Origin of the sequence: Streptomyces sp. NPDC059037, assembly GCF_042740015.1 — a bacterium.
In the GTDB taxonomy this organism is placed as follows: Bacteria; Actinomycetota; Actinomycetes; order Streptomycetales; family Streptomycetaceae; genus Streptomyces.
Map to the genome: position 1 here is coordinate 40,952 of NZ_JBHYIG010000004.1, position 21,617 is coordinate 62,568.

Here is a 21,617-nt window from a genome sequence, read left to right on the forward strand (position 1 = left end):
AGCGAGGCCGGCGTGGCCGTCGAGAGTGACGCCGCCGACAACTTCCCCGGCGGCAGCATGGCGAACCGCCCCGTGCACTTCATCTGGATGCTCGACTGCTCAAGCTCCATGGGCGTCAACGGCAAGATCAGCGAGCTGAACTTCGCCATCCGCGAGGCCATCCCCGAGATGCAGCAGGCCGCCGAGTCCAACCCGGCCGCATCCCTCCTCGTACGCGCCATCTCCTTTGCCAATGGGGCGAGTTGGCACGTGGACGAGCCGACCCCGGTCGACCGTTTCGCGTGGGAGGAGATGCACACCTACGGCGGCACGGACATGGGCGCCGCGTTCAAGCTCGCGGCCGGTGCGCTGCAGACCCCGCCGATGCCGCAGCGCGCGCTGCCCCCGGTGCTCGCCCTCGCCTCCGACGGGCAGCCCACCGACGACTGGCGTGCGGGACTGCGCGAGATCGACGCGACGCCCTGGGGCAAGCGCGCCGTGCGGGTGGCGGTGGCCATCGGGGACGACGCGGACAAGAGCATGCTCAAGGAGTTCCTCGGCAACCCCGAGCTCGAACCGCTGCAGGCCAAGAACCCGCGCCAGCTCGCCGCGGCCATCCGCTGGATGTCGACGGCCGTCGTGAAGGACGCGTCGACGCCGAAGGTCGAGGACGCCAGGCCCACGACCCCGCTCGGTCCGGCGCCGCTGACCAAGGGCGACGAAGACGACATCTGGTGAGCGCGCCTTCGACACGGGTCGACGGCTTGGCGCTGCTCAGCGCGACCGTCAAGGGAGTCGGCAAGAAGTACAGCCAGGACAGCCTCGGCGCGCTGTCCGTGGCGGACGGCCGGGCCGCCGTCCTCACCGTGGCCGACGGCCACGGATCCGCCGCGCACTTCCGCAGCGACCTCGGATCCCTGTGGGCCGTCGAGGAGTTCACCGCGTGCGCGCGGGGCTTCGCGCAGGAGGCGGTGCGGGTCGGCGCCGACGTGACGGGCTGGACCGGCCTGCGCACCGAGGCGCGCAGGCTGCCGCAGCAGGTGGCGCACCGCTGGCGCGAGCGGGCGCTGTGGCACGACAGCAACTCCCCGGCGCGCGGCGGCCGTCATCTGCCGGGCGCCGCCGACGAAGCGCCCGACCTCGCCGTGTACGGCAGCACGCTCATCGGCGCCGTACTCACCGAAAGCATGCTGTTCTGCTGGCAGTTGGGGGACGGGGACATCGTCCTCGTCGACGCGGAAGGCACCCCGCACACACCGCTCTCGACGGGCCCCGACATGGGGGACGAGACGGACTCGCTGTGCGAGCCGGAGCCATGGCGCAAGATGCGGTCGCACTGGCAGCCCTTCACCACGGGGCCGCCGCCCGCCGTCCTGATCTCCACCGACGGCCTCTCCAAGAGCTTCGCCGACCACCAGGGGTTCCTGGACTTCGCCACCGGTGTGACCGACCGCGCCGCGGGGCAGGGCGTGCCCGCGGTGCAGGGGCAGTTGGCGGACTGGCTGGAGCGGGCCGCCAAGTACTCCGGTGACGACACCACCTTCGTGGGCGCGTTCGCGGCCACGGCGCCCACCGGGCAGACACCACCACCCACAGTCGAACAGTGAGCCGAGAGAGGAACCGCATGGTGAACGGCATGCTCGCCGCCGGAAAGACCCTGGTGGCCGAGTCGGGGGAGAAGGTCAAGGTCGCCGAACTCTTCGGCTCCGGCGGCCAGGGCGAGGTCTACCGCGTGACGACGCCGCACGGCGACCGCGCGCTGAAGTGGTACTACCCGCAGCTGGCCGACGCCCGCCAGCGGCAGATCCTCGAAGGCCTCATCGCGCGCGGCTGGAGCGACGACCGCTTCCTGTGGCCGACCGCCATCGTCCTGGACCCGGAGGGCCCGGCGAACGGTGAGCCGGGCTTCGGCTATCTGATGGACGTACGCCCCGAGCGCTTCCAGGACCTGCCCGCGCTGTTCCGCCGCGACCCCTCGGTGTCCGCCGCGACGATGCGCACCCTGGTCACCGTGGCGCTGCACACCGTCGAGGCGTACCTGTCGCTGCACTCCCAGGGCATCGCCTACCGCGACATCAACTGGGGCAACATCTTCTTCGACCCGCGCACCGGGGACGTCCTCGTCTGCGACAACGACAACGCGGTCGTCGAGGGCGAGTCCGCCGCCGTCGCGGGGACGATGGACTTCATGGCGCCCGAGCTGGTCCGCCGCGACAAGGGGGCGCAGCCGGGCACGCAGACCGACCTGCACTCCCTCGCGGTGCTGCTCTTCCTGCTCCTGATGAACGACCATCCGTTCAACGGCGCGCAGGCCCTGAGCATCCGCTGCATGGACGAGGCCGCCAAGCGGCGCCTCTACGGCACCGATCCCGTCTTCATCTACGACCCGGCCGACGCCCGCAACCGTCCGGTGCCGGACGAGCAGCCGACCGTGGTCGCCACCTGGGGCGCGCTCCCGAAGATCCTGCGGGACCTGTTCGTACAGACCTTCACGGAAGGGCTGCGGTCGCCGGTCCGGCGGGTGCGCGAGTCGCAGTGGTGCGACGCCCTGAGCCAGGTCCTCGACGCCATCACCCAGTGCGGCTCCTGCGGCAAGCAGAACCTCACGCAGCCGGACGGCGCGGCCCCCGACTGCTGGAAGTGCGGCCGTACGCTGCGACTGCCGCCGCGCCTCGAACTCGTCACCGGTACGGGCACGTTGCGCACCCGGCGCGGCATCAGGCTCGCCCCCAGCGCCCGCGTCTACGCCCATCATCTGGCCGAGTACCCGGACCGGCACGACTTCCGGGCGGTGGTCGGCGAGGTGACCGAACACCCCAAGAACCCGGGCAGGTTCGGCCTCACCAACCACACCAAGGACGTGTGGACGGCACGCAAGGACGACGGGACCGTGCGCGATGTGGAGCCCGGCCGCACGATCGCCCTGCGGACGGGGCTGCTCCTCGAGTTCGGGGGCGGGGCGGAGGCGGAAGTGCGGGACTAAGCGCTCCGCGGGACTAAGCGCCCCGCGGGAAGTGCGGTCATGAACCCGCGGGCCGGTGGGGGCTGGTCGCGCCGTTCCCCGCGCCCCTTACGGGGCGGGTCATCGGTCGCGTTCAGCCCGGCTGGAAGAAGGCGAGCAGCTTCTTGCTTGCGTCCGGTGACATCAGCAACTCCTGCATGTCCGCCGACATCCGGGCGGCGGCGCCGGTGCGTTCGAACATCTCGCGTTCGTACTCCTTGACGGCGGCGGGAAAGTCGTCCGGGTGCGCGGCCAGCGCGAGGCCGAGCAGCGCGCCGTCGAGCAGCGCCATGTTGGCGCCCTCTCCCACCGGCGGCATCAGGTGCGCGGCATCGCCGAGCAGTGTGACGTCCGGCGTCGACGGCCAGGTCAGGCCGACCGGGAGCGTGCTGATCGACCGCGGCACGACCATGTCGTCACAGGCCGCGATCAGCGCGGTGAACCGTGCGTCCCAGCCGGGGAGCAGGTCGATCAGCCGCGCCCGCGCGGCGGCCGGGTCGTCGAACGGGATCCCGCTGGCGGCGAACCAGTCCTCGGCGGTGTTGTAGAAGCTGATGCCGATGCGGACGCGGCCGTCGCCGTTGCGCTGCGCCGCCAGGGACAGTCCGTTGCCGAGCACCCAGTAGTTGCCGCGCCCGACCATCGCCGCGAGGTCGGGGTGCGTGCGGTCGATGTCGGGGATGCCGACCTCGACGACGTTCTGGCCGATGTGCGCCGGGCGGGCGTCGGTGAGCAGCGCGCGGACCCGGGACTGTGCGCCGTCCGCACCGACCAGCAGGTCGTACGCCGCACTGCTGCCGTCGGCGAAGTGCAGCACGCCGTCGTCGGCGGATGTGAACGCGTGGCCCCAGCGCACCGCGCCCTCGGGGAGGGAATCGAGGAGCAGGTCGCGCAGATCGGCGCGGTCGACCTCGGGTCGCTCCAGCGGGGCGTCGTCGGGGGTGTCCTCCTGGAGCAGCAGGGTGCCGTCCGGCTCCAGGAGACGCATGTCCTGGCCTTCGCCGCGGGCGATCGCGTGGAACCGGTCGATCAGGCCGGCCTCGCGCAGCGCCCGCTGGCCGGAGTGGATGTCGAGCATGCCGCCCTGGCCGCGGGCGCCGCGTGACGATTCACGTTCGTACACGACGGAATCCATGCCGTTCACGTGCAGCACACGGGCGAGAGCCAGGCCGCCGAGGCCGGCTCCGACGATGGCAATGGTCATGATGGGTCCCCTACCCCTCGATACACCGTACTGACCGATACACTGTATCGCCACGAGGCGATGTATTGTCAGCGGCATGTTGGTGTGGGAGAGGCCGGAGCCGCCGAATCGACCCGTGCCGGTCCCGCTGAGCCGGGAGCGGATCGTGCGAGCGGCGATCCGACTGGCCGACGCGGACGGCCTGGACGCGGTGTCGCTGCGCAAGGTCGCCACCGAGCTGGACGTCCGTCCGATGCGTCTTTACGGCTACATCGCCGGCAAGGAGGAGCTGCTCGACCTCATGGTCGACGCCGCCCACGCCGAGATCCGGCCGGTCGGAGACGGCTGGCGTGAGGTGCTCCGGTCGCTTGCCGAGGCCACGCGGCACGCCGCTCACGAGCACGAATGGCTCGCCGATCTCCTGGGTGGCCGACCCCAGCTCGGGCCGCACGCGCTGGCCACGGGGGAGACAGTGATGGCCGCACTGGCCGACGCCGACGTGGAGGTGGACGCCATCATGCCGGTGGTCGCCGCAGTCAACGCGTACGCGATCGGCGCCGTGCGCCGGGAGATCGCCGAGCGGCGTGCCGAGCGGGCCACCGGGATGGACGAGAAGCGTTGGCAGGCCTCGCTCGGGCCCTATCTGGAGCGGACCTTCGCCACCGGCCGATTCCCCGCGCTGGCCACGGTGGTGCGCGATGCCGCCCACCACGACGCCGACGACACCTTCAGGATGGGAGTCGACTTCCTCCTCGACGGCATCGCCGCCCACATCTCACGGTGACGCGCGGCCGAAGGACCGGACCGGGCATGGCGTCAGGTCGTCAGGTCGTCAGGTCGGATGTCCCTTCCCGGCCTCCGCGAAAACCTGTTGGCGGACCACGGCGACCGCTGCTAATTTCCCGGAGGCCGTGCGAGAGAACGAGGAGGTGGTACCCGTGAACGCAGCAACGACATGGGTGCTCTCCTTCGGGGTCACGGCAGGGCGATAGGTCGTCGTCCGGGAGCGCCACTCTGAGCACTCCCGAAAGGCACGACCATGCACTTCACTTCCGAACAGCGCCTCGACGACGGCGTCGTCGAACGCGAATTCACCCTCGGCGAGATCCCCGGCACTCTGTGGACGCCTGACTCTGCTGGATCTGCTGGATCTGCTGGATCTGCTGGATCTGCCGGCGCCGCACCGGCCCCGCTGATCCTGATGGCCCACAACAACGGCCTGCCCAAGGGGGCGGACCGGCTGGTGGCACGGGCCCGGCATGCCGCGGCGCACGGCTACGCGGTGGCCTCCATCGACGCCGCCGGGTGCGGTGACCGGCCCCGTTCCGCCGCCGACGAGCAGGCCCGCGCCGACCTCCGCCGGGCGGTGCGGGCCGGCGAGCCGGTCGACGAGATCTTCGAGTCCTTCATCGGCCCGCTGGTCGAAAAGGCGGTCCCGGACTGGCGGACCACCCTCGACGCCCTCCTTGCGCTGCCCGAGATCGGCGGCCCTGTCGGGTACTCGGGGTGGACCGCCGTCGGCATCCGCCTTGCGGTGGCCGAACCGCGCATCGCGGCCGCCGGTCTCTTCGCCGGGGGCTACGTGCCCCACGCCCAGCGCGAGGAGGCCCGGCAGGTCACCGTCCCGCTGCTGTTCCTGCTGCAGTGGGACGACGAAGGGAACCCCCGGCAGCGGGCCCTGGACCTGTTCGACGCCTTCGGCAGCAAGCAGAAGACGCTGCACGCCAATCTGGGCGGGCACACCGGCACCCCGTGGTTCGAGGGGGAGGACGGGATCCGCTTCTACGACCGGCATCTGAAGTGAGCCGGCTCAGGGGCTGCGGCGGCGCCGGCGGTGCCACCAGGTCCGCCACCACCTGACGGGTGCGGGCGGGGCCGGCGGAGGTGCGGGCGGCAGGATCGCCCGCGCCGGCGGCGGTTCGATGGTCACGGCGTCCGGGCGGGGCAGCGCGCCGACCGTGAACCGGCACTCCCCCGCGGAGACCGGCACCGTCACGGCCCGCCCGGCGACGTGCCGGCTGCGCGCCACCCGCAGCTCATCGCGGCGCTCCCCGTCCTCCCAGGCGACCAGCGCCAGAACGGCGGGCTCCGGCCAGGTGAAGCGCAGCTCGGCACGGTCGTCGGCGAGCCTGCGCACCGCCAAGTCCCGTACCTCTCCCGGGTGTTCGATGACCACGCTTGCCCCGGACACGGCCCGCTCCCCGAGCACGCTCACCGCGGTCAGCCTGACCCGCCTGCCGGGCGGCGGCCGCATGTCGACGGAGGCCGGTGCGGAACCGGGCGCGGGCAGCCGGGGGACGATCCCCGAGACGTCCGCGCCCGGCGGCACGGGGCGTTCGGTCCAGGGCACCAGGTGGCCGTCCCCGCACACCGGCGGCCGCCATGCGACGCGCACCCGGCCGCCCCCGTCGAGGCGCTGGACGGTGAGTTCCTCCACCGGGGCGGGCCAGCGCTCGGCCCGTGCGGTGACGCGGACTCCCGGCGACAGGACGAGGCCGCCGTCGGGGCCGGGGTAGCCGCAGCGGACCTCATAGACGTACAGACCTGCGGGGAGAGGGGTGTCGACGAGCCGGTCACGCCTGCAACTCACCGTATGGTCCGGGGTGTTGTCGCCGTCCTGACTCATGCGTACGACGCTGACCTCGGCCGCGGCGGGATCGCGTCGCCACGTCACGGTCACGCCGTCCGGCACGGCCGTGGCGGACAGTTCCGTCACGTCCGGGGCGAGCAGCACGGGGGCGGTGACGCGCGGCACTCCGGCAAGGCGCTCCCCGAGCAGCGGGAACACGGCGTACCGCAGCGGCTGTCCCACCGGGGCGTCGCGGTCGACGACCGTGCGTGCGGTGCCGTGCGCCGAGACCTCGACGGCGATCTCGGGCCGGCCGTCCGGGAAGCGGAGTACGCGGTACGCCACGGACGTGCCGTCGCGCCGGGGCGCCCGCCAGGTCAGCCGGACCGTCCGCTCGTCGACGGCGGCCGTCACCTCCGCATCCTCCGGGGCGAAGGGGTCATCGGTGAGGCGCGTGGCGGTGCGCAGCAGCCCTGCCTGGGCGTCCCGGTCGTCCCTCGCCTGCCGCAGCGCGCCGAGCCAGGCCGACGCGGCGGCCCCGAAATCGCCGCAGGACTCCGACCGAACCGCCTGGTCCATGAGGTGGTCCACGGCGGCGGACCGGGCGCGGAGGGTGTCGAGGAGGGCGTCGAGGACGTGATCGGAGTGGTGGGCGGGCAGCCACGCGGCGAGCCGCTCGGCCTCGCGCAGCCGGGTGCTGGGCCAGATGTCGCTCAGGGTCTCGGCGGCGTGCCGCGCGGCACCGGCGCCACGCAGCTGTGCGTCGCCGGCGCCGGGGCCGTGGGCGCCGGCGGCGCCGGCGAGGCGTCCCGCCTCGCTGCGGTGGACGCCGAGCGCGGCCGCCTCGTCGGCGGTGGGCGGGGTGATGGGGGGATCGGCATCGCTGTCGGCGTCGGTGAGGGGGACCGGGTGCCCCGCGGCGTCGTCCGTAAGGCGGCAGCACAGCTCCCACAGGACGAGCCGGCGCAGGCCCATCGGGTCTTCCTGGAGGACGGTTGTCAGGACCGCCACGACGGCGGCCGCCTCCATGCCCCGCGCGTCGCCCGAAGCGTGCCAGCGGGCGAAGGACTCCTGGACGTACGCCAGATCGACGCGCTGCCAGAGCCCGCCGCGCCGCGGGAACCACAGTCCGTCCAGGACACGGAACCCGTCGTCCGTCTCGGCCTTCGGGAGGGTGCCGAACAGCGCCTGGGTGGCCTGCGACGCGTGCCGCGGTGCGGGGGCGCGCAGCGCGTCGGCGGCGTGCCGGAAGCCCAACTTCCTGATGGTGGCGTGCAGTTCGCCGTATCCGGCGATCCCAGGGAAGGCGGGCAATGCGGGCAATGCGGGCAGCGGAAGCCCACTCTCGTCGTCCGGCGGTCGTTCGCCGGGGTGCGGTCGTGCCATGGGTCAACCGCTCGGCGTCGTGTAGAAGTACACCCTGACCTTCGCGGTCTGCGCGGGGTCGCTCAGTTTGTGGAAGTCGTCCGTCGCCGTCTTCTTGGTGAACATGTCCGGACGGCCCTTGCCGAGCAGCGAGTTGACGCGGTGTGCGTATGCCTCGCCGCTGTGATCGCCGCCGAAGGTCAGGACGAGTGCGGCCTCGCGGCCCGCCCACTTGCCGGTGTTCTTGCGGATCTGCGCGGTCAGATCGCCCTTGTCCGTGCCCTTGACCCCGAACTCCTCCGGCTCGAGCTCCACCGAGCGCGGGCCCGTGGCGGAGGGCTTCGGCTTCGGCTTGGTGTCGCTGGGGGACGGCTTGGGGCGGTTGGCCAGCGGGTCGGGACGGTCGGCCATCGACACCAGGGCGAGCACGAGGAGCAGATCGGCGAAGAGCCACCCCGCGAGCACGACGACCCCCGCCCGTCCGCGCCGCGGAGCTCGCCTCACGCGTCACCTCCGCCGGAGGCGGGGGGCCGCTGGGGCCGGGTGGGAGGATCCAAGGGGCGGGTGGGGGAAGGCAGTTGGGGTCCGCGTCCGCCGTTCGTGCCGCTCCATGGGGCGGCGTCTCTCACTTCTCCGTCGGAGCTGGAGCTGGAGCTGGAGCTGGAGCCGGGGCCGGCCCCGGAGCCTCGGTGACCGCCGTATTCCCCGGAGGCGGAGTGCCCGACGGCGCCCGCGTCACCGTCGGAGCCCCCGGAGGCCGAGTGTCCGACGGCGCCCGCGTGCCCGGAGACCGGATCGCCGCTCCACCGCACACCGCCGTTGTCCGGCGCGCCCGCACCGCCGGGATCGGCGTGCTGCCCAGGGCCGGACACGTGACCTCCGATGACCGGATCGCCGCCCCAAGCGCCGCCGTCGGCCGAACCGCCCCCACCCGATGGCCTGCCGCTCTCAGCGCCACCGTCGGCCGAACCGCTCCCGTTCCACGGACCGCCGCCCCGAGCACCGCCGCCCGGCGCCCCGCTCCACCCGTGCCCGTTGACCTCCCCGCCGCCCAGCGGCGACGAAGGCGCGCCCGTCAGTGAGCCGATCCGCGCGTCGATGCGTGCCGCCGCGTCCTGCCAGTGTGCCGCCGCCGCGTCCCAACGCTCCGTCGCCTCGCGCATCCCGTCCACCGCGTCGCCGGTGCGGCCCGTGCTTGCCACCAGGGCCTGCGACGCGCGCTCCGTGGCCGCCGCCACCGACTCGGACTTGGTGACCAGTGACTGCTGGGCGCTGATCAGGGACTTCAGGGACGCCTCGACCGTGTCGCCCGCCGTCTTGACGCGGTCGGCGATCCCGCGGGCCGCGTCCGCGTTGGCCGCGCCCGCCTTGTCCGCCGCGGTGCGGCCGTCCCGCAGGGTCTGTTCGATGCGGTCCGCCGCGATGCCCAGCTTCGGCACTTCGAGGGTGAGCGAGTCCGCCGCGGCCTTCAGCGCGTCGATGGACCTGCTCACCGCGCTCGTCGTCCCGGTGAGCGCCTTGTGGCTGGTCGCCGCCTTCGCCGCAAGCTGCTCCATCTGCGTGGCCGCCTTGGTCAGTTCGGAGGTGAACTGCTTCGGCGACGCGCTCCGGTAGGGGGCGATCAGCATCTGCGTACGCGTGAGGACGGAGGCCAGCTCTGCGAGCAGCCGCTCGCGCTCGCGCTGCTGTTCCGCCTCCTCCCGATCCGCGCGCGACCGCACCCGCGCGTGCCAGACCGACAGGGCCACGAGCAGCGCGATCAGGAGTACGGCCATCAGGGCCACGTTCTCGAACCGGCCGAACCCCGACAGATGCCCGCCGAAGCCGGACTGCCACAGCTGGAGGAAGGGCCGCGTCGACTCCTCCCGGTCCACCTCGCTCAGCTCCCCGTACGCCCGCACCGCCTCCCGCAGCCCGAACCACGTCACCAGGAGCGGGATGAAGACGAGCACGCCGAGCGCGGCTTCGAGGAGCCCGTCGCGCCGACCGGACCCAGCGGGCTTCGTGAGCACGCTTTCGGGGCGTACGTAGGCGTCCACGAGGTCCACCTCCGCCCATCTGTCCAGCTGGTGCGGAGGCTTCAAATCCTTGGCGAGGACGCCGAGTTCGGCGGATCTGGGGGTGAGTGACGGATGGTCTGCCAGACGCTGCAACTCGTCGACGAGCTTCTGCCGGTCCAGCAGTTCTGCGGGTGTCAAACGCTTCCCCCTGTTCTCGGGCCCCGCCGGCTGCGCCCGTCGCGGTTCAACCGCCGCAACAGGGCCTCGGCATCGGCGTGTTCAGGATTCCATGTCAGGCACTTCCCGAGGGCCTCGATGGCCTCGTCCCGGCCCCCGCGCCGCTGCAGTTCGACCGCGTGCCGGTAGGTACGCTCGGCGAGCAGCCCGCGCACCCGTTCATTGGTCGGGTCGTGGCTGTACGCACACCTCAACCACCGCTCGGCGTCCGCGAAATGACCCGGTGACGTGTCGGCCATCGCGGCCGCGCAGTGCACGTCGATCATCGCGTCGAGCACATCGGCTCCGGCGGGCCTGGTGGCCGCCCCCATCCACGCGGCGTGCGACGCCTGCACGGCGTCGTCGTAGCGCCGCAGTTCCAACAGGGCATCGGCGCGCGCGAGTTGACGCATCGAGATCCGGTCGGCCCGTGGTGGGGTCGGCTCCGCGTCCGGGGCGGGCAGCGGTGCTTCCGACGCGGGTTCGAGCGATGCCGCGACCGGCTCAGGGACGACGGCGTACGGCACCGCGGGCGCGAGCTCCGACAGGAGCGCCTGAGCCGCCGCGACGATCTCCCGCAGCAGCGTCACCGCCTCGTCGGGCCGCCCCTGCCGCACAAGCAGCCGCGCCCGCGCCACGTCCAGCTGCGGCGCTGACCGCTCCGCCGCCGCGTCGCCCACCAGCGTGGCCGTCAGCGCCGGTGCGTCGGCGAGGGTGTCGTGGGGGGGGGGGGGCCGCCGCCGCCCCCCCCCCGCGCCGAAGGCGCGCCCTTGAGCAAGTAAAGAGAAGTTACTCCGATGCGGGGCGGCTGAGCGGGGCGCGCTTGGCGGCTGCCTTGCTCGGCGTCAACGGGTAGGTGAGCCGGGTCGTCGCGGCGGGCGCGGTGAGCTCCTCGCACAGCAGCGGGCGGCCGTCGGCGTCGGCGATCACGCGGTAGGTGATCAGGAGTGGACTGGCGTCGGTGAGGTTGAGCGCGGCCCGCTCGTCCGGGTAGGGGATGCGCGCGGTGACATGCTCGGTGAACGCCAACGTGTGTCCGGCATCGGTGAGTTGTTGGTAGAGATCGGAAACCGGCGCGTCGGGCTGCTCGGCGAGCGAGGGGACCTCGGCGGCCGTGGCGAGCGGGATGTAGGTGCGGTGGGCGATGCGGACTCCGGTGTCTGCGTCCCACAGCAGGCGATCCACGCTGATGGCGTCCTGGTCCTGCTGTTCCAGCAAGGCGGCGGGCATGCCGTCCAGTGCGGTCCTGGTGATGGCCGGCGTCTCCCGCTCGGGCAGATCGGACAGGTGCCATGTCTTGCCGGCGCGCTGGATGCCCCGGCTCACGGTGACGGCGGGGATCGCGCTGCCGCGTTCGCGGACGATCGTTCCCTTGCCCTGGCGTGTGTAGACCAGGCCCATGCCGCGCAGTTCGGCGATGGCGCTGCGCACGGTGTGCTTGCCTACCCCGTAGTCCTCGGCCAACTGCTGATCGGACGGCAGTATGTCGCCGGGCCCGTACTCGCCGCTCCTGATGGCCTTGGCCATCTCCTGCGCGACCTGCATGAACATGGGTCGCGGGCGCTCGATGGGCTTCTTGGCTGCCATGCGGTGGCGTCCTCCTCGGACTCGTTGTCGTGGGCGCGTTCCCGCCCTCGAACGAGGTCTTCTGTCAGTGCTCCATGCTAGGGCCACTTTCCCACCTATGAGGATAAGTGGTTGACGCAATGGCGCATACCCGTAGAGGATCGATCTATCCACCTATCCGGATAAGTGGATGAGTGGTGACTCTGAGAGGAGAGGTGATGTGCCCATGCAGAACAAGCCGGTGGACATGACCCGTCTCGGCATAGCGCGCTGCGAGATCGCGCCCGAGCCGCGTGTCACCCCGGACGGGGAAGTACGCAGGGACCGGGACGGCAACCCCCAGTGGATTACCGGGGTGGTGGTGCGTCAGCTGGAAGGACGCCGGATGGACGCGATCAACGTGATCGTGTCCGGTGCTCAGCCGACGGGAATCAAGGAAGGCGCCGAGGTTCGGCTCACCAACCTGTGGGCCAATGAGTGGGAGGTGGACGGGCGGCGCGGAACGTCGTGGCGCGCGGATGCCATCACCCCAGTCCCGCCTGCGAGCGGCTCGGGCTCCGGCTCGGCTTCGTCGGCTCCGGCCGGCGGGGCGCGGGGCAAGGGCGGTGAGCAGTGATGGACCGCTACTTCTGGCACCTGAGTACATCGCAGGCGGACGGCGTGACGTGCGTGGTGTGCGGGGCCGACTTCCTGCGCAAGCGGGTTGATCAAGTCGTCGTCGGCCGCGAGCCCGCCACCGACTCGCAGGTCTATGCGTGCAAGGCACCCTGCACGGCGGAGCTGGCGGCTGAGGCCGACCGGATGGCACGTGAGATGCGCACGGCGGCGGGCCTGGAAGCCGTGGACGCGCTCGCGGACACCTACGAGGAAGCGGGGCTCCTCGGCGCTGACGGTGAGTTCGGGTACCTGCTGCGCGACCTGCGGGTTCTGGTCGGCGCTGAGGCGATGCTCGCCGTGCTCCAGGACCTGCCCACCATCCGGTTCGTACTCCAGATGACGGCCGTGCACGCAGAAACGGCGATGACACGGGCCCGCATGGTGCTGGCACGCGATCAGCACGGGGAGGCATGATGCCCGGCTCGCTGATCGTCTGGATCCTGTCGGCGCTGCTGATCCTGGGCGTGCTCACCCAGTCCTGGTGGGAACCACGTCTGGCGGCGCGCGGGCTCGACGTCCAGGCCCTGCCGCTGCGCTGGTGGCTGACCGGTTATCCCAGGATCGCCGTGCGGATGCGGTGGACCTGGCGGCGCCTGGCGATGCTCAACGGCCTCTCGGTCAGCTACCGCGCCAATCAGCGGATGCTCGGCCGCGACATGTTCGTGCAGGGGCAAGCACTGCGGCCCAAGCCCCCGCGCCTGTCCTGGCCCATGCCCACCAAAAGCGGCGGGCTGCGGGTGCGGATCATGCTGCATCCGGGCCAGACCCCCGCCCCGTACTACGCGGCGGCACGCGCCATGGAACACACCTGGCGCGTGCACGGCGTGCGGGTCACCTCCCCTCGCCGGGGCCAGGTGCTCATCACCGTGACGGCCATCGACCCCCTGACCGGGAAAGCCCCGGTGCGCACGGGGCCCTCGGAGCTGCTGGCGGCGGCCGTGGGACGCGTCGAAGAGGGTGAGCCCTGGGTCGTCGACTTTCGCCGGGTGCCGCATTGGCTGGTCACCGGCGCGACCCAGAGCGGCAAATCCTCGCTGCTGGCGGCCCTGGTCCTGGCGCTCTCCCCGCAGCCGGTCGCCCTGGTGGGCATCGACTGCAAGGGCGGCATGGAACTGGGCCTGTTCGGCCGGCGCCTGGCGACCCTGGCCACCGACCGCACACAGGCGCTCGCGGTCCTCTCCGCCGTACTCACGGAGATCCAAGACCGCATGCACACCTGCCGAACGGCGGGCGTGCGCTCCATCTGGGACCTGCCCGACGCGCAACGGCCGGTGCCCATGGTCGTGATCGTGGACGAGTTGGCCGAGCTGTATCTGACGGACGGCTCGCGCGAATCGCGTGATGAGGCCGAGCAGTGCGGAACCCTGCTGCTGCGCCTGGCCCAACTCGGCGCCGCGCTCGGCGTCTACCTGGTCGCCGCAGGACAACGCGTCGGCTCGGACCTCGGGCCACGGGTCACCGCGCTGCGCGCCCAACTCGGCGGCCGGATCGCGCACCGCGCCCACGACGAGGCATCGGCAGAAATGACCCTCGGCGACATCAACCCCGATGCGGTGATCGTCGCCCAGACGATTACGGAAGACGAAAAGGGCGTCGCCGTATTCGCCACAGGCGGCCGATGGACCCGCGCCCGATCCCACCTCGTCACGACATCCGACGTCGCCGCAATCACGGCCACCAATCCCCCGCCCGACCCATTCCGCTCCGGGCCTCCAACCGTGGGTCCGGCAGAGAAAGGAGCATCCATGCCATGACGCAAACAGACATCGTCGTCATCGACGCGTTCCTGTTCCTGTTCGTGTTCATGACCGCGCACTCCCGCGAGATCAACATCTTCCCGACGATTCTCATCGTCATGGCGGGCTTCCTGCTCGGCATGACGCCCTTCGGATATCCCGTGTGGTGGACGTTCCAGGCCATCGGAAACGCCCTACTCGGGTAACGGTGCCGGCACCGAATACCGGAAGTTTTCCATCCCGAAATCCCTGACAGAGGAGAACCATTATGAAGCTCACCCGGAACATCACCCGAGCCCTGGCGGCAAGCATCCTCGGCCTGAGCGTCACCGCAGGCAGCATCGCCATCACGGCCCCGACGGCGCAGGCCTACGACAAGTCCAAGGGCAAGATCTCCTGCAAGGCGGCCAAGGTACGTATCAACCCGGCCAAGAACTCGACCGCACGCGGCATCGCCTATCGCGGCGACAAAATCATCTACGACCAGTTCGCCTACAAGAAGAGCGAACGGCGCTGGTACACGCGCGGGAAAGTGACCTGGAAATCCGACGGCGCGAAGATATACGGCTACGTCCCGTATGGTTGCGCCAACCCGTACGGAACCAACCCGGCACCCACACCGCCGATACCCCGCTAATACGGGAATCTTCGGCTCCATCGCTCCACACGTTCTACGCTTCTAAAATCTCTCTTTATCGCTGACGCCATCTCTGGCCTATTCAAAGACACTTCGGGAGTTGAGTTATGTCCGCCGCGCCTATCCCTCGCGAAAGGGGACCCCCTTCATGTATCCGGCGACGGATAAGGCGCGGCGCTCAGTGCTCAATGAGGCTGAGCGCCTGCGCCTTCTTTCACCCACAGAACGCGACCTGCACCGCCTCCTGCACGAGCCGGGCTTCCCGCGCTGGCTGGAACAGATCAAAGCCATCGGCGGATGCGCCCACCCCATCTACCTGACCGGACGCACCACCACCTGCGACACGGCCACCGGCAACCTGCTGCGCCACTACGACACGACGGCAGAGCCGGGTGGCCGGATGCCGGTGCGGTGCCGCAACCGCAGGGAGACCCGCTGCGCCCCCTGCTCATACCTCCACGCGGGCGACACCTTCCACCTGGTCCGCTCCGGCCTCCTGGGCGGCAAGGGCACCCCGGACCGCGTGCAGCTCCACCCCCGGCTCTTCGTCACCCTCACCGCGCCCTCGTTCGGCCCGGTGCATCGGGCAAGCGGCTCGGACGGCGGCTACTGCCGACCTCGGAGGCAGCGGACAACATGCGAGCACGGCCGGCCCGTTGGCTGCGGACTCCAGCACACCGACACCGACCCGGCAATCGGCCAACCGCTCTGCGCGGACTGCTACGACTACCCCGGACACGCCCTGTGGCACGCCTCCGCCGGACGGCTGTGGAACCGCTACTGCCACACCCTGCGGCGCCACCTCGCCTCGGCGGCCGGCATCACTCAAACCCGGCTGCGCGAGCACGCGACGCTCTCGTTCACGAAGGTCGCCGAGTACCAAAAGCGCGGTGCAGTCCACTTCCATGCGGTCATCCGCCTGGACGGCCCGGACGGCCCCGCCTCACCTCCGCCCCTGTGGGCCACGGCCGAACTGCTGACACAGGCGGTCCAGTCGGCGGCGGCCTCGGCGCACGTCCGCACGCCGTACTCGCCGGCCACCGGTGAGCGCCTCCTCGGCTGGGGCGAGCAGCTCGACGTGCACCCCATCCGGAGCGACGCATTCACAGAATCCGCGGTGACCGACAGCGCGGTTGCGGCCTACGTCGCCAAGTACGTCTCAAAGTCGGTGGGGGACGCGGGAGGCGTCGACTACCGGATCACGGAGTACGCCAGCATCCGCCACGCCCCCGTCAACGCCCACCTCCGGGCGTTGATGGCAACGTGCTGGCGCCTGGGCGGGCTGCGTGAACTCGACACGCTCAACCTGCGCGCATGGACCCACACCCTCGGCTACCGGGGGCACGTCCTGACGAAATCTCGGCGCTACTCCACCACTTACGGCGCATTGCGTACCGCGCGCGCAGACCACCAAAGCGGCGCCACCGGCCTGCCCGAGCTGCCCGCATCTGCTGTCACGGAATCGGTTTGGCGCTACGTCGGGTCCGGTCACACCCTCGCTGAGGCCGACTTCGCCCTAGGTATCGCTGAGGACCTGGCGTTCTCGCGAGAGATCAGACGGGAGCTGAGGCGCGGAGGGTGGGAGGACGGTGTCTGAGAGGAAGGAGACAGAGAAGGGTGCCCCTTCTGCCTCGCCTCGTGGACATCGGGCTCGGGAGCTGAACGAGAAGTGGCAGGCTGCCGTGCGTCGGGAAGCCGCTAGGTTCCCCACACAGGTCGGCCAGAGAAGCGCCGAACGCCTCGCCCAACTCCTTGACCTGTGATGGCACCGTTCATGTCGTGACCCGCGACGAGGGGGGGGGTGCTTTGGCCGGGGGACGACTTGACCATGCCCATCCGTAGTCTGGTCACCTCGGCGGACACCTATGGTGAGCGTCAGATCTCTCGATGGCGGACGCGAGAAGGCAGGAGCGCATGGACACGGTGGAGAATGCGGGCGTTCGCGGTGATGTGGGTTCGCACGAGTGGGCTCCTGCCGCGCGCGTACGGAACATGGGCACGTCGATCTTCACGGAGATGACAGAGCTGGCTCGCCGTACCGGCGCGGTGAACCTTGGGCAGGGGGTCCCGGAACTTCCGAGCCCTCCCGCGCTTCTCAAGGATGTTGCTGAAGCTGTGCTGTCCGGCGCCAATCAGTACCCCCCGGCGGTCGGGGTTCCCGCCTTGCGTGAGGCGATCGCTGCTCATCAGCTCCGCCGCTATGGCCTCGAATACAGCCCCATGGGGGAGGTTCTGGTCACCACGGGCGCTACGGAAGCGCTCGCGGCGGCTGTGCTTGCCCTCTGTGATCCCGGAGACGAGATCATCGCCTTCGATCCCTGCTACGACGCATACGCGGCAGATGCGCGGCTGGCCGGGGCCCGACTCGTAGGCGTCCCCCTGGTCCTGGACGGCGACGGCTTCACCCTCGATGCTGACGCTCTGCGCAGCGCTGTGACTCCCCGTACCCGAATGCTCTTGCTGAACACCCCGCACAACCCCACGGGGAAGGTGTTCACGACCGATGAACTGGAGGCAATCGCCGAGGTGTGCCGCGAGCACGCCCTGACGGTCGTGACGGACGAGGTCTACGAACACCTCGTGTATGGCGACGGTGCACGGCACGAGTCCATTGCTGCCCTGCCCGGGATGCGCGAACGAACCCTGATCATCTCGTCGGCGGGGAAGACGTTCAACGTCACTGGCTGGAAGGTTGGTTGGGTCTGCGGCCCGGCTCCACTCGTCGCCGCTGTGGGTGCCTCGAAACAGTTCCTGACGTACGCCTCGGGTACTCCGTATCAGGAAGCGCTGGCGCGCGCGCTGGGCTCGGTGGAGGAGTGGGCGACGGGCCTCCGGGACACGCTGCGGCACAACCGGGACCTGCTGACCGAAGGTCTGGCCGGGGCTGGCCTGCGCCCCTTCCACGCGGATGCTGGCTACTTCGTGCAGGTCGATGTGCGGCCCTGGGGTTACGAAGACGGCGTGGAATTCTGCCGAGACCTACCGGAACGCGCGGGTGTCGTCGCTATCCCAACCTCGGCGTTCTACTTGAGTGATGACGCTCCGGCCTGGCTGGTCCGCTTCTCGATCTGCAAGCGTGAAGAGTCGATCCGTAAGGCAGTTGCCCAGTTGGGCGCCTCGCGCTGATGTAAGCGGTGGAGGCGCCCGCGCGCGGCCGTCCGGGCTTAGTCCAACGGGTTCGGCTTGATGGTGATCCGGTCAGTGTCGAAGTTCCCGACACTGGCAGCCCTGTCGATGACAACGGCTTCGAACAGGAAGCGGTAGATGGCGTTGATCCTGGCGTAGTCCTCTGCTTCCTCAAGCCGGGCCCAGTGCCGAGCGGACTCCAGTCCCGCGATGCCGTCCAGCACGGTGACTGGGCGTACTCGCGTCTGCTTCTGCCGGATCTTCATGCGCTTCTCGATTTCGCGGCGCTTTTGCCTGTACTCCCCTGTGGGCATCTCGTCCGCATCCCACATCTCGTACAAGTCCCGTAGCTTCTGCGCGTCCTTCTCGTCTGCCTCCACGTCCGCTGTCGGCCTGGCCGTTGTTGCCGGAGTGCGGCCGCTGAGATCCAGCTTCGACAGGACTTCAATGGCGACGGCGCGAGTGAACTGCTCCAACGCCTCCGCTGAGATCGTGCGCTTGCAAGCGGTTCCGTCGACGGCCACGCGTCGCGTGCATCGATACTCCGGCACGCGCCCGGAGTTTCCGGCCATCGCCCGGCCGCACGTGCACATCACAACGCCGCGCAACAGGTAGAAACGCGTGGGACGTTGACTTGTCTCTGATCGCGAGGCGCGGAACTTCCGTCGCTCCTGCGCTTCGTCCCACTGGCCTCGGTCGATGATGGCCGGCCAGCTCCCTACGCCGTGCTCCTTGCCCCTCAGTACTCGGATGGCGGCGACGTGCCGTGAGTCGATCAGAGCGCGCACGTTATCGGGGCCCCATGCCTTCCCGAGCGCGGTCGGGATCTCGCGCTCGTTCAGATCGCGGGCAATCGCGCGCGGTGATGCTCCACCGATGTAGCGGCGGAAGACCTCGCGTACGATCTCGGCCTCTTCCTCGATGATCTCCGTGCCGGTCTTGGTGTAGCCGTAGCGGCGGCGGCCGGTGTGCGGTGTTCCCGCGTTGGCTCGGTCGTCCATGGCGTCCTTCAATCGCCGAGAGGTGTCGTCCGACGAACGGCAGGCGTGGGCAACTTCGATGCGCAGGATGAAGCGGTCGTCCGGGTCGGACAAGTCACGCCGGTTGGCTTCCCCATGCAGCATGATGCGGCGACTGTCGGAGAGTGTCAGCAGCTCTTCAAGGTCTCTGGGCTGCCGCATGAGCCGGTCAGGGTGGTAAGCGATGACGTGGCGTATGCGCCCCTCCTCCATCTCCTCCAGCATCTCGTCCCAGCCTGGACGCTTACGGTCGCGGCGCCATGCAGAGCGGTTGTTGTCGACGAAGACGTTTCCAGCGGGGACTGACAGTCCGAGCCGCTCCGCGATCTCTCGGCAGATGCGTTCCTGACGGTCCACGCCTGTTTGGTCGTCGTCGTCCACATGGGAGATGCGGCAGTAGATCGCGCCCTCTTCGCCCGGAGCGATGGCCTGCCTCTTCGCCTTGTTGCCCTTGGTCGCCATGCGCAGGAGTGTAGTAAGAGGGTATGACCCAGCCGACCTTCCAGCCGGTGAACGAGAAGGTCTTGCCCGCGGAGCCGATCGTCACCGTGCGCTCGCGCATGCCGGGGAAGGAGGCGAGCGGGATGTGCGCCGTGCCGTCGCCGTCGTCGAAGACGAGGTGCTCGTACACCTCGTCCGTGATGACGAGGAGGTCGCGTTCGACGGCGAGCGCCGCGATCTGCGTCAGCTCGTCGCGCGTGAGGACCGTGCCGGTCGGGTTGTGCGGGGTGTTGAGGAGGAGCAGGCGGGTGCGTGGCGTGATCGCGTCGCGCAGCTCGTCGAGGTCGAGGCGGAAGCGACCGGCGGCCGCGTCCGGGCGCAGGGTCACGGGGACGCGCTTGCCGCCCGCGAGCGCGATCGACGCCGCGTACGAGTCGTAGTACGGCTCCAGGGCGATCACCTCGTCGCCCGGTTCCACCAGGGCCAGCAGCGACGCCGCGATCGCCTCCGTGGCGCCCGCCGTGACCAGGACCTCGCGGTCGGGGTCGTAGCCGAGTGCGTACGTACGCCGCTGGTGCTCGGCGATCGCGGTGCGCAGCTCGGGGATGCCGGGGCCCGGCGGGTACTGGTTGCCGCGGCCGTCGCGCAGTGCGCGGACAGCGGCCTCGCGGATCTCCTCGGGACCGTCCGTGTCGGGGAAGCCCTGGCCGAGGTTGATCGCGCCCGTTTTCACCGCGAGCGCGGACATCTCGGCGAAAATCGTCGTGCCGAACTCGGCGAGGCGGCGGTTGAGCAGCGGGCGGCCGTTCCCGGAAGCGGAGGTCATGGCCGCCATCCTGCGCCGAACCTCTGGACTTCCTCAACTCTGCTTTGGGCCGCCTTGGCCCGGGGCATTCCCTCTTCACGCAAGAACGGAACGCGGACCCAACGGGGGGCCTGCTTCGGGGGAACGGAAAGGGGCGTGAAGGTCATGGTCTTCGTCTTCGTGTTTGTCGCGGTGGTTCTGGTGGTCGTCGCACTCGCAGTGGCGGCCGGCAGCGGACGGGGAAGCCGGTCGCGGTCGGGGGCGTCCGGCGGTGCGGCGTCCGGCGGCGGCTGGTGGGCCGGCGGCGGCGACAGCGGAAGTTCCTGTGGCGGCGGCTCCTCCTGCGGCGGCGGTTCCTCGTGCGGCGGGGGCGGCGGGGGCGGCTGTGGAGGTGGCGGAGGCAGCTGACACGGGGCAGCTGGTCCGTCGATCCGTTGAAGTGCCCGGCAGGGGACAACTCCTGCCGGGCACTTTGTCGTTGACTGGTGAAGAAGTCATTGAACAGTTGAGCTGTGGAGCCCCCGAGGGGATGGAAACCCTACGAAGTTGGGTAAAAACGCTGTGGCAGTGCAGCAGTCCATGATTCCCTCTTAACCGTCAGCGCCGCCCTCGGACGGACGACTTGGACAACAAGGACGTTCTCGTGGGCACGAGCCGGCATTCCGGCCCCCCGGTGACCGACCGGGTGCGCCGGCACCACCTCCATTGCGTGTTAGCGGAGCCGACCCATGCTCACGACCCTGAAGACTGTCTATACCGACACGTGCGCCGCGGACCTCGCCTGGACTCTGGGGCGCGAGCCGCTGCCCGCGCTCGCCACACTCGAACTCGAACTCGACGACGCCAAGATGGAGTTGAGGCTCCTGGGGGCCTCCCATCAGGTGCTGCTCGAGGAGGAGCAGGGCAGCTGCTCCGAGACCGTCGCGTGCATTCCCGGCAGCAGTACGCCGCTGCCCCTCGGTGTCTCCAAGCGTCTCGGCGAGTGGGAGTACGAATTCGCGGCGCGGGTCGAGACGCTCTCCCGGGGGCAGTTCGCGGGCCGGGCCCAGGAGTTGCTCGCACTGGTGTCGGAGCATCCGTACGGTCTCGCCGGAGTGTTCCCCGGCAGTCCGCACGCCTTCACGGCGATGCTGGCGCAGCGGCACGAGGGCGCTGTGCAGTGGCGTACGTGGCACGCGTATCCGCAGGACGGCCAGTTGGTGGCCACGCGGACCCGGGTGGGGGTGCGGATCCATGCGGGGATCTGAGGGATCCCAGGGGTTCGGGTGGGGCACGGTGCGGCGCAGATGCACCCTTGTGGGGGACCCGGTGTGAGCA

The 21,617-nt window shown here is 70.4% G+C and carries 20 protein-coding genes and 1 pseudogene; 13 read left to right on the forward strand and 8 right to left on the reverse strand.

Going from position 1 to position 21,617, the window contains the following annotated elements; genetic code table 11:
- Positions 1-57: 57 nt before the first annotated feature.
- The 3 genes from ACFWY6_RS01765 to ACFWY6_RS01775 are packed head-to-tail and all read left to right on the forward strand — an operon-like array spanning position 58 to position 2,962.
- On the forward strand, positions 58-717 hold the full coding sequence (locus ACFWY6_RS01765; RefSeq protein WP_384685255.1) for a tellurium resistance protein: 660 nt from the start codon (positions 58-60) through the stop codon (positions 715-717).
- Positions 714-1,586, forward strand: a complete 873-nt coding sequence (locus tag ACFWY6_RS01770) for a PP2C family serine/threonine-protein phosphatase (protein ID WP_384685112.1) — start codon at positions 714-716, stop codon at positions 1,584-1,586. The genes ACFWY6_RS01765 and ACFWY6_RS01770 overlap by 4 nt, the downstream gene beginning before the upstream one ends.
- 17 nt (positions 1,587-1,603) lie before the next feature.
- Positions 1,604-2,962 (forward strand): protein kinase, encoded by a 1,359-nt coding sequence (locus ACFWY6_RS01775; protein WP_384685258.1) that lies wholly within the window; start codon positions 1,604-1,606, stop codon positions 2,960-2,962.
- A gap of 112 nt (positions 2,963-3,074) precedes the next feature.
- Here ACFWY6_RS01775 and ACFWY6_RS01780 read toward each other — a convergent pair whose 3' ends face one another.
- Entirely contained in the window at positions 3,075-4,184 is a 1,110-nt protein-coding gene (locus tag ACFWY6_RS01780; RefSeq protein ID WP_384685115.1) for an FAD-dependent oxidoreductase, read from the reverse strand.
- Positions 4,185-4,260: 76 nt separating this feature from the next.
- On the opposite strand from ACFWY6_RS01780, the gene ACFWY6_RS01785 reads away from it, so the two are divergent.
- Positions 4,261-4,947: a TetR/AcrR family transcriptional regulator C-terminal domain-containing protein gene (locus ACFWY6_RS01785; protein WP_384685118.1), complete on the forward strand. Its 687-nt coding sequence runs from the start codon at positions 4,261-4,263 to the stop codon at positions 4,945-4,947.
- A 255-nt stretch (positions 4,948-5,202) separates the two neighbouring features.
- Positions 5,203-5,967: an alpha/beta hydrolase gene (locus ACFWY6_RS01790; protein WP_384685121.1), complete on the forward strand. Its 765-nt coding sequence runs from the start codon at positions 5,203-5,205 to the stop codon at positions 5,965-5,967.
- Between the two features lie 6 nt (positions 5,968-5,973).
- On the opposite strand, the gene ACFWY6_RS01795 is transcribed toward ACFWY6_RS01790, so the two are convergent.
- From ACFWY6_RS01795 to ACFWY6_RS01815, 5 genes are all read right to left on the reverse strand, one after another.
- Positions 5,974-8,118 (reverse strand): hypothetical protein, encoded by a 2,145-nt coding sequence (locus ACFWY6_RS01795; protein WP_384685124.1) that lies wholly within the window; start codon positions 8,116-8,118, stop codon positions 5,974-5,976.
- A 3-nt stretch (positions 8,119-8,121) separates the two neighbouring features.
- Positions 8,122-8,601, reverse strand: a complete 480-nt coding sequence (locus tag ACFWY6_RS01800; protein WP_384685127.1) for a hypothetical protein — start codon at positions 8,599-8,601, stop codon at positions 8,122-8,124.
- On the reverse strand, positions 8,598-10,295 hold the full coding sequence (locus tag ACFWY6_RS01805) for a hypothetical protein (RefSeq protein WP_384685130.1): 1,698 nt from the start codon (positions 10,293-10,295) through the stop codon (positions 8,598-8,600). Before ACFWY6_RS01805 ends, ACFWY6_RS01800 begins: the two co-directional genes overlap by 4 nt.
- Complete coding sequence (locus tag ACFWY6_RS01810) at positions 10,292-10,993, reverse strand: hypothetical protein (protein ID WP_384685133.1); 702 nt, start codon at positions 10,991-10,993, stop codon at positions 10,292-10,294. The genes ACFWY6_RS01805 and ACFWY6_RS01810 overlap by 4 nt, the downstream gene beginning before the upstream one ends.
- A gap of 109 nt (positions 10,994-11,102) precedes the next feature.
- On the reverse strand, positions 11,103-11,900 hold the full coding sequence (locus ACFWY6_RS01815; protein WP_384685136.1) for a GntR family transcriptional regulator: 798 nt from the start codon (positions 11,898-11,900) through the stop codon (positions 11,103-11,105).
- Positions 11,901-12,105: 205 nt separating this feature from the next.
- Between ACFWY6_RS01815 and ACFWY6_RS01820 the strand changes: the two genes are divergently transcribed.
- From ACFWY6_RS01820 to ACFWY6_RS01850, 7 genes are all read left to right on the forward strand, one after another.
- Positions 12,106-12,495: a hypothetical protein gene (locus ACFWY6_RS01820; RefSeq protein ID WP_384685139.1), complete on the forward strand. Its 390-nt coding sequence runs from the start codon at positions 12,106-12,108 to the stop codon at positions 12,493-12,495.
- Complete coding sequence (locus tag ACFWY6_RS01825) at positions 12,495-12,950, forward strand: hypothetical protein (protein ID WP_384685142.1); 456 nt, start codon at positions 12,495-12,497, stop codon at positions 12,948-12,950. The genes ACFWY6_RS01820 and ACFWY6_RS01825 overlap by 1 nt, the downstream gene beginning before the upstream one ends.
- On the forward strand, positions 12,950-14,290 hold the full coding sequence (locus ACFWY6_RS01830) for an FtsK/SpoIIIE domain-containing protein (protein ID WP_384685261.1): 1,341 nt from the start codon (positions 12,950-12,952) through the stop codon (positions 14,288-14,290). The genes ACFWY6_RS01825 and ACFWY6_RS01830 overlap by 1 nt, the downstream gene beginning before the upstream one ends.
- Complete coding sequence (locus ACFWY6_RS01835) at positions 14,287-14,478, forward strand: hypothetical protein (protein WP_384685145.1); 192 nt, start codon at positions 14,287-14,289, stop codon at positions 14,476-14,478. The genes ACFWY6_RS01830 and ACFWY6_RS01835 overlap by 4 nt, the downstream gene beginning before the upstream one ends.
- Before the next feature lie 62 nt (positions 14,479-14,540).
- The gene (locus ACFWY6_RS01840) at positions 14,541-14,909 is read left to right on the forward strand and encodes a hypothetical protein (RefSeq protein WP_384685148.1); all 369 of its coding nucleotides are present in this window, start codon (positions 14,541-14,543) and stop codon (positions 14,907-14,909) included.
- Positions 14,910-15,090: 181 nt separating this feature from the next.
- Complete coding sequence (locus ACFWY6_RS01845) at positions 15,091-16,506, forward strand: replication initiator (RefSeq protein WP_384685151.1); 1,416 nt, start codon at positions 15,091-15,093, stop codon at positions 16,504-16,506.
- 317 nt (positions 16,507-16,823) lie between these two features.
- Complete coding sequence (locus ACFWY6_RS01850) at positions 16,824-18,035, forward strand: aminotransferase class I/II-fold pyridoxal phosphate-dependent enzyme (RefSeq protein ID WP_384685154.1); 1,212 nt, start codon at positions 16,824-16,826, stop codon at positions 18,033-18,035.
- A gap of 38 nt (positions 18,036-18,073) precedes the next feature.
- On the opposite strand, the gene ACFWY6_RS01855 is transcribed toward ACFWY6_RS01850, so the two are convergent.
- Both ACFWY6_RS01855 and ACFWY6_RS01860 read right to left on the reverse strand, forming a co-directional pair.
- The gene (locus ACFWY6_RS01855) at positions 18,074-19,516 is read right to left on the reverse strand and encodes a recombinase family protein (RefSeq protein ID WP_384685157.1); all 1,443 of its coding nucleotides are present in this window, start codon (positions 19,514-19,516) and stop codon (positions 18,074-18,076) included.
- Positions 19,517-19,541: 25 nt separating this feature from the next.
- Positions 19,542-20,330 (reverse strand): annotated as a pseudogene (locus ACFWY6_RS01860) (aminotransferase class I/II-fold pyridoxal phosphate-dependent enzyme); the annotation flags it as partial.
- A 698-nt stretch (positions 20,331-21,028) separates the two neighbouring features.
- Here ACFWY6_RS01860 and ACFWY6_RS01865 point away from each other — a divergent pair.
- A complete protein-coding gene (locus ACFWY6_RS01865) occupies positions 21,029-21,547 on the forward strand; it encodes a DUF2617 family protein (protein ID WP_266864079.1) in 519 nt (172 codons plus the stop codon).
- Positions 21,548-21,617: the final 70 nt, after the last annotated feature.

Bases quoted from the DNA above. Each gene is read 5' to 3' on its own strand.
- ACFWY6_RS01765 (WP_384685255.1), top strand. From the start codon at position 58: ATGGCGAACCGCCCCGTGCACTTCATCTGGATGCTCGACTGCTCAAGC.
- ACFWY6_RS01775 (WP_384685258.1), top strand. From the start codon at position 1,604: ATGGTGAACGGCATGCTCGCCGCCGGAAAGACCCTGGTGGCCGAGTCG.
- ACFWY6_RS01780 (WP_384685115.1), bottom strand. From the start codon at position 4,184: ATGACCATTGCCATCGTCGGAGCCGGCCTCGGCGGCCTGGCTCTCGCC.
- ACFWY6_RS01785 (WP_384685118.1), top strand. From the start codon at position 4,261: ATGTTGGTGTGGGAGAGGCCGGAGCCGCCGAATCGACCCGTGCCGGTC.
- ACFWY6_RS01790 (WP_384685121.1), top strand. From the start codon at position 5,203: ATGCACTTCACTTCCGAACAGCGCCTCGACGACGGCGTCGTCGAACGC.
- ACFWY6_RS01795 (WP_384685124.1), bottom strand. From the start codon at position 8,118: ATGGCACGACCGCACCCCGGCGAACGACCGCCGGACGACGAGAGTGGG.
- ACFWY6_RS01815 (WP_384685136.1), bottom strand. From the start codon at position 11,900: ATGGCAGCCAAGAAGCCCATCGAGCGCCCGCGACCCATGTTCATGCAG.
- ACFWY6_RS01820 (WP_384685139.1), top strand. From the start codon at position 12,106: ATGCAGAACAAGCCGGTGGACATGACCCGTCTCGGCATAGCGCGCTGC.
- ACFWY6_RS01825 (WP_384685142.1), top strand. From the start codon at position 12,495: ATGGACCGCTACTTCTGGCACCTGAGTACATCGCAGGCGGACGGCGTG.
- ACFWY6_RS01830 (WP_384685261.1), top strand. From the start codon at position 12,950: ATGCCCGGCTCGCTGATCGTCTGGATCCTGTCGGCGCTGCTGATCCTG.
- ACFWY6_RS01835 (WP_384685145.1), top strand. From the start codon at position 14,287: ATGACGCAAACAGACATCGTCGTCATCGACGCGTTCCTGTTCCTGTTC.
- ACFWY6_RS01840 (WP_384685148.1), top strand. From the start codon at position 14,541: ATGAAGCTCACCCGGAACATCACCCGAGCCCTGGCGGCAAGCATCCTC.
- ACFWY6_RS01850 (WP_384685154.1), top strand. From the start codon at position 16,824: ATGGACACGGTGGAGAATGCGGGCGTTCGCGGTGATGTGGGTTCGCAC.
- ACFWY6_RS01855 (WP_384685157.1), bottom strand. From the start codon at position 19,516: ATGGCGACCAAGGGCAACAAGGCGAAGAGGCAGGCCATCGCTCCGGGC.
- ACFWY6_RS01865 (WP_266864079.1), top strand. From the start codon at position 21,029: ATGCTCACGACCCTGAAGACTGTCTATACCGACACGTGCGCCGCGGAC.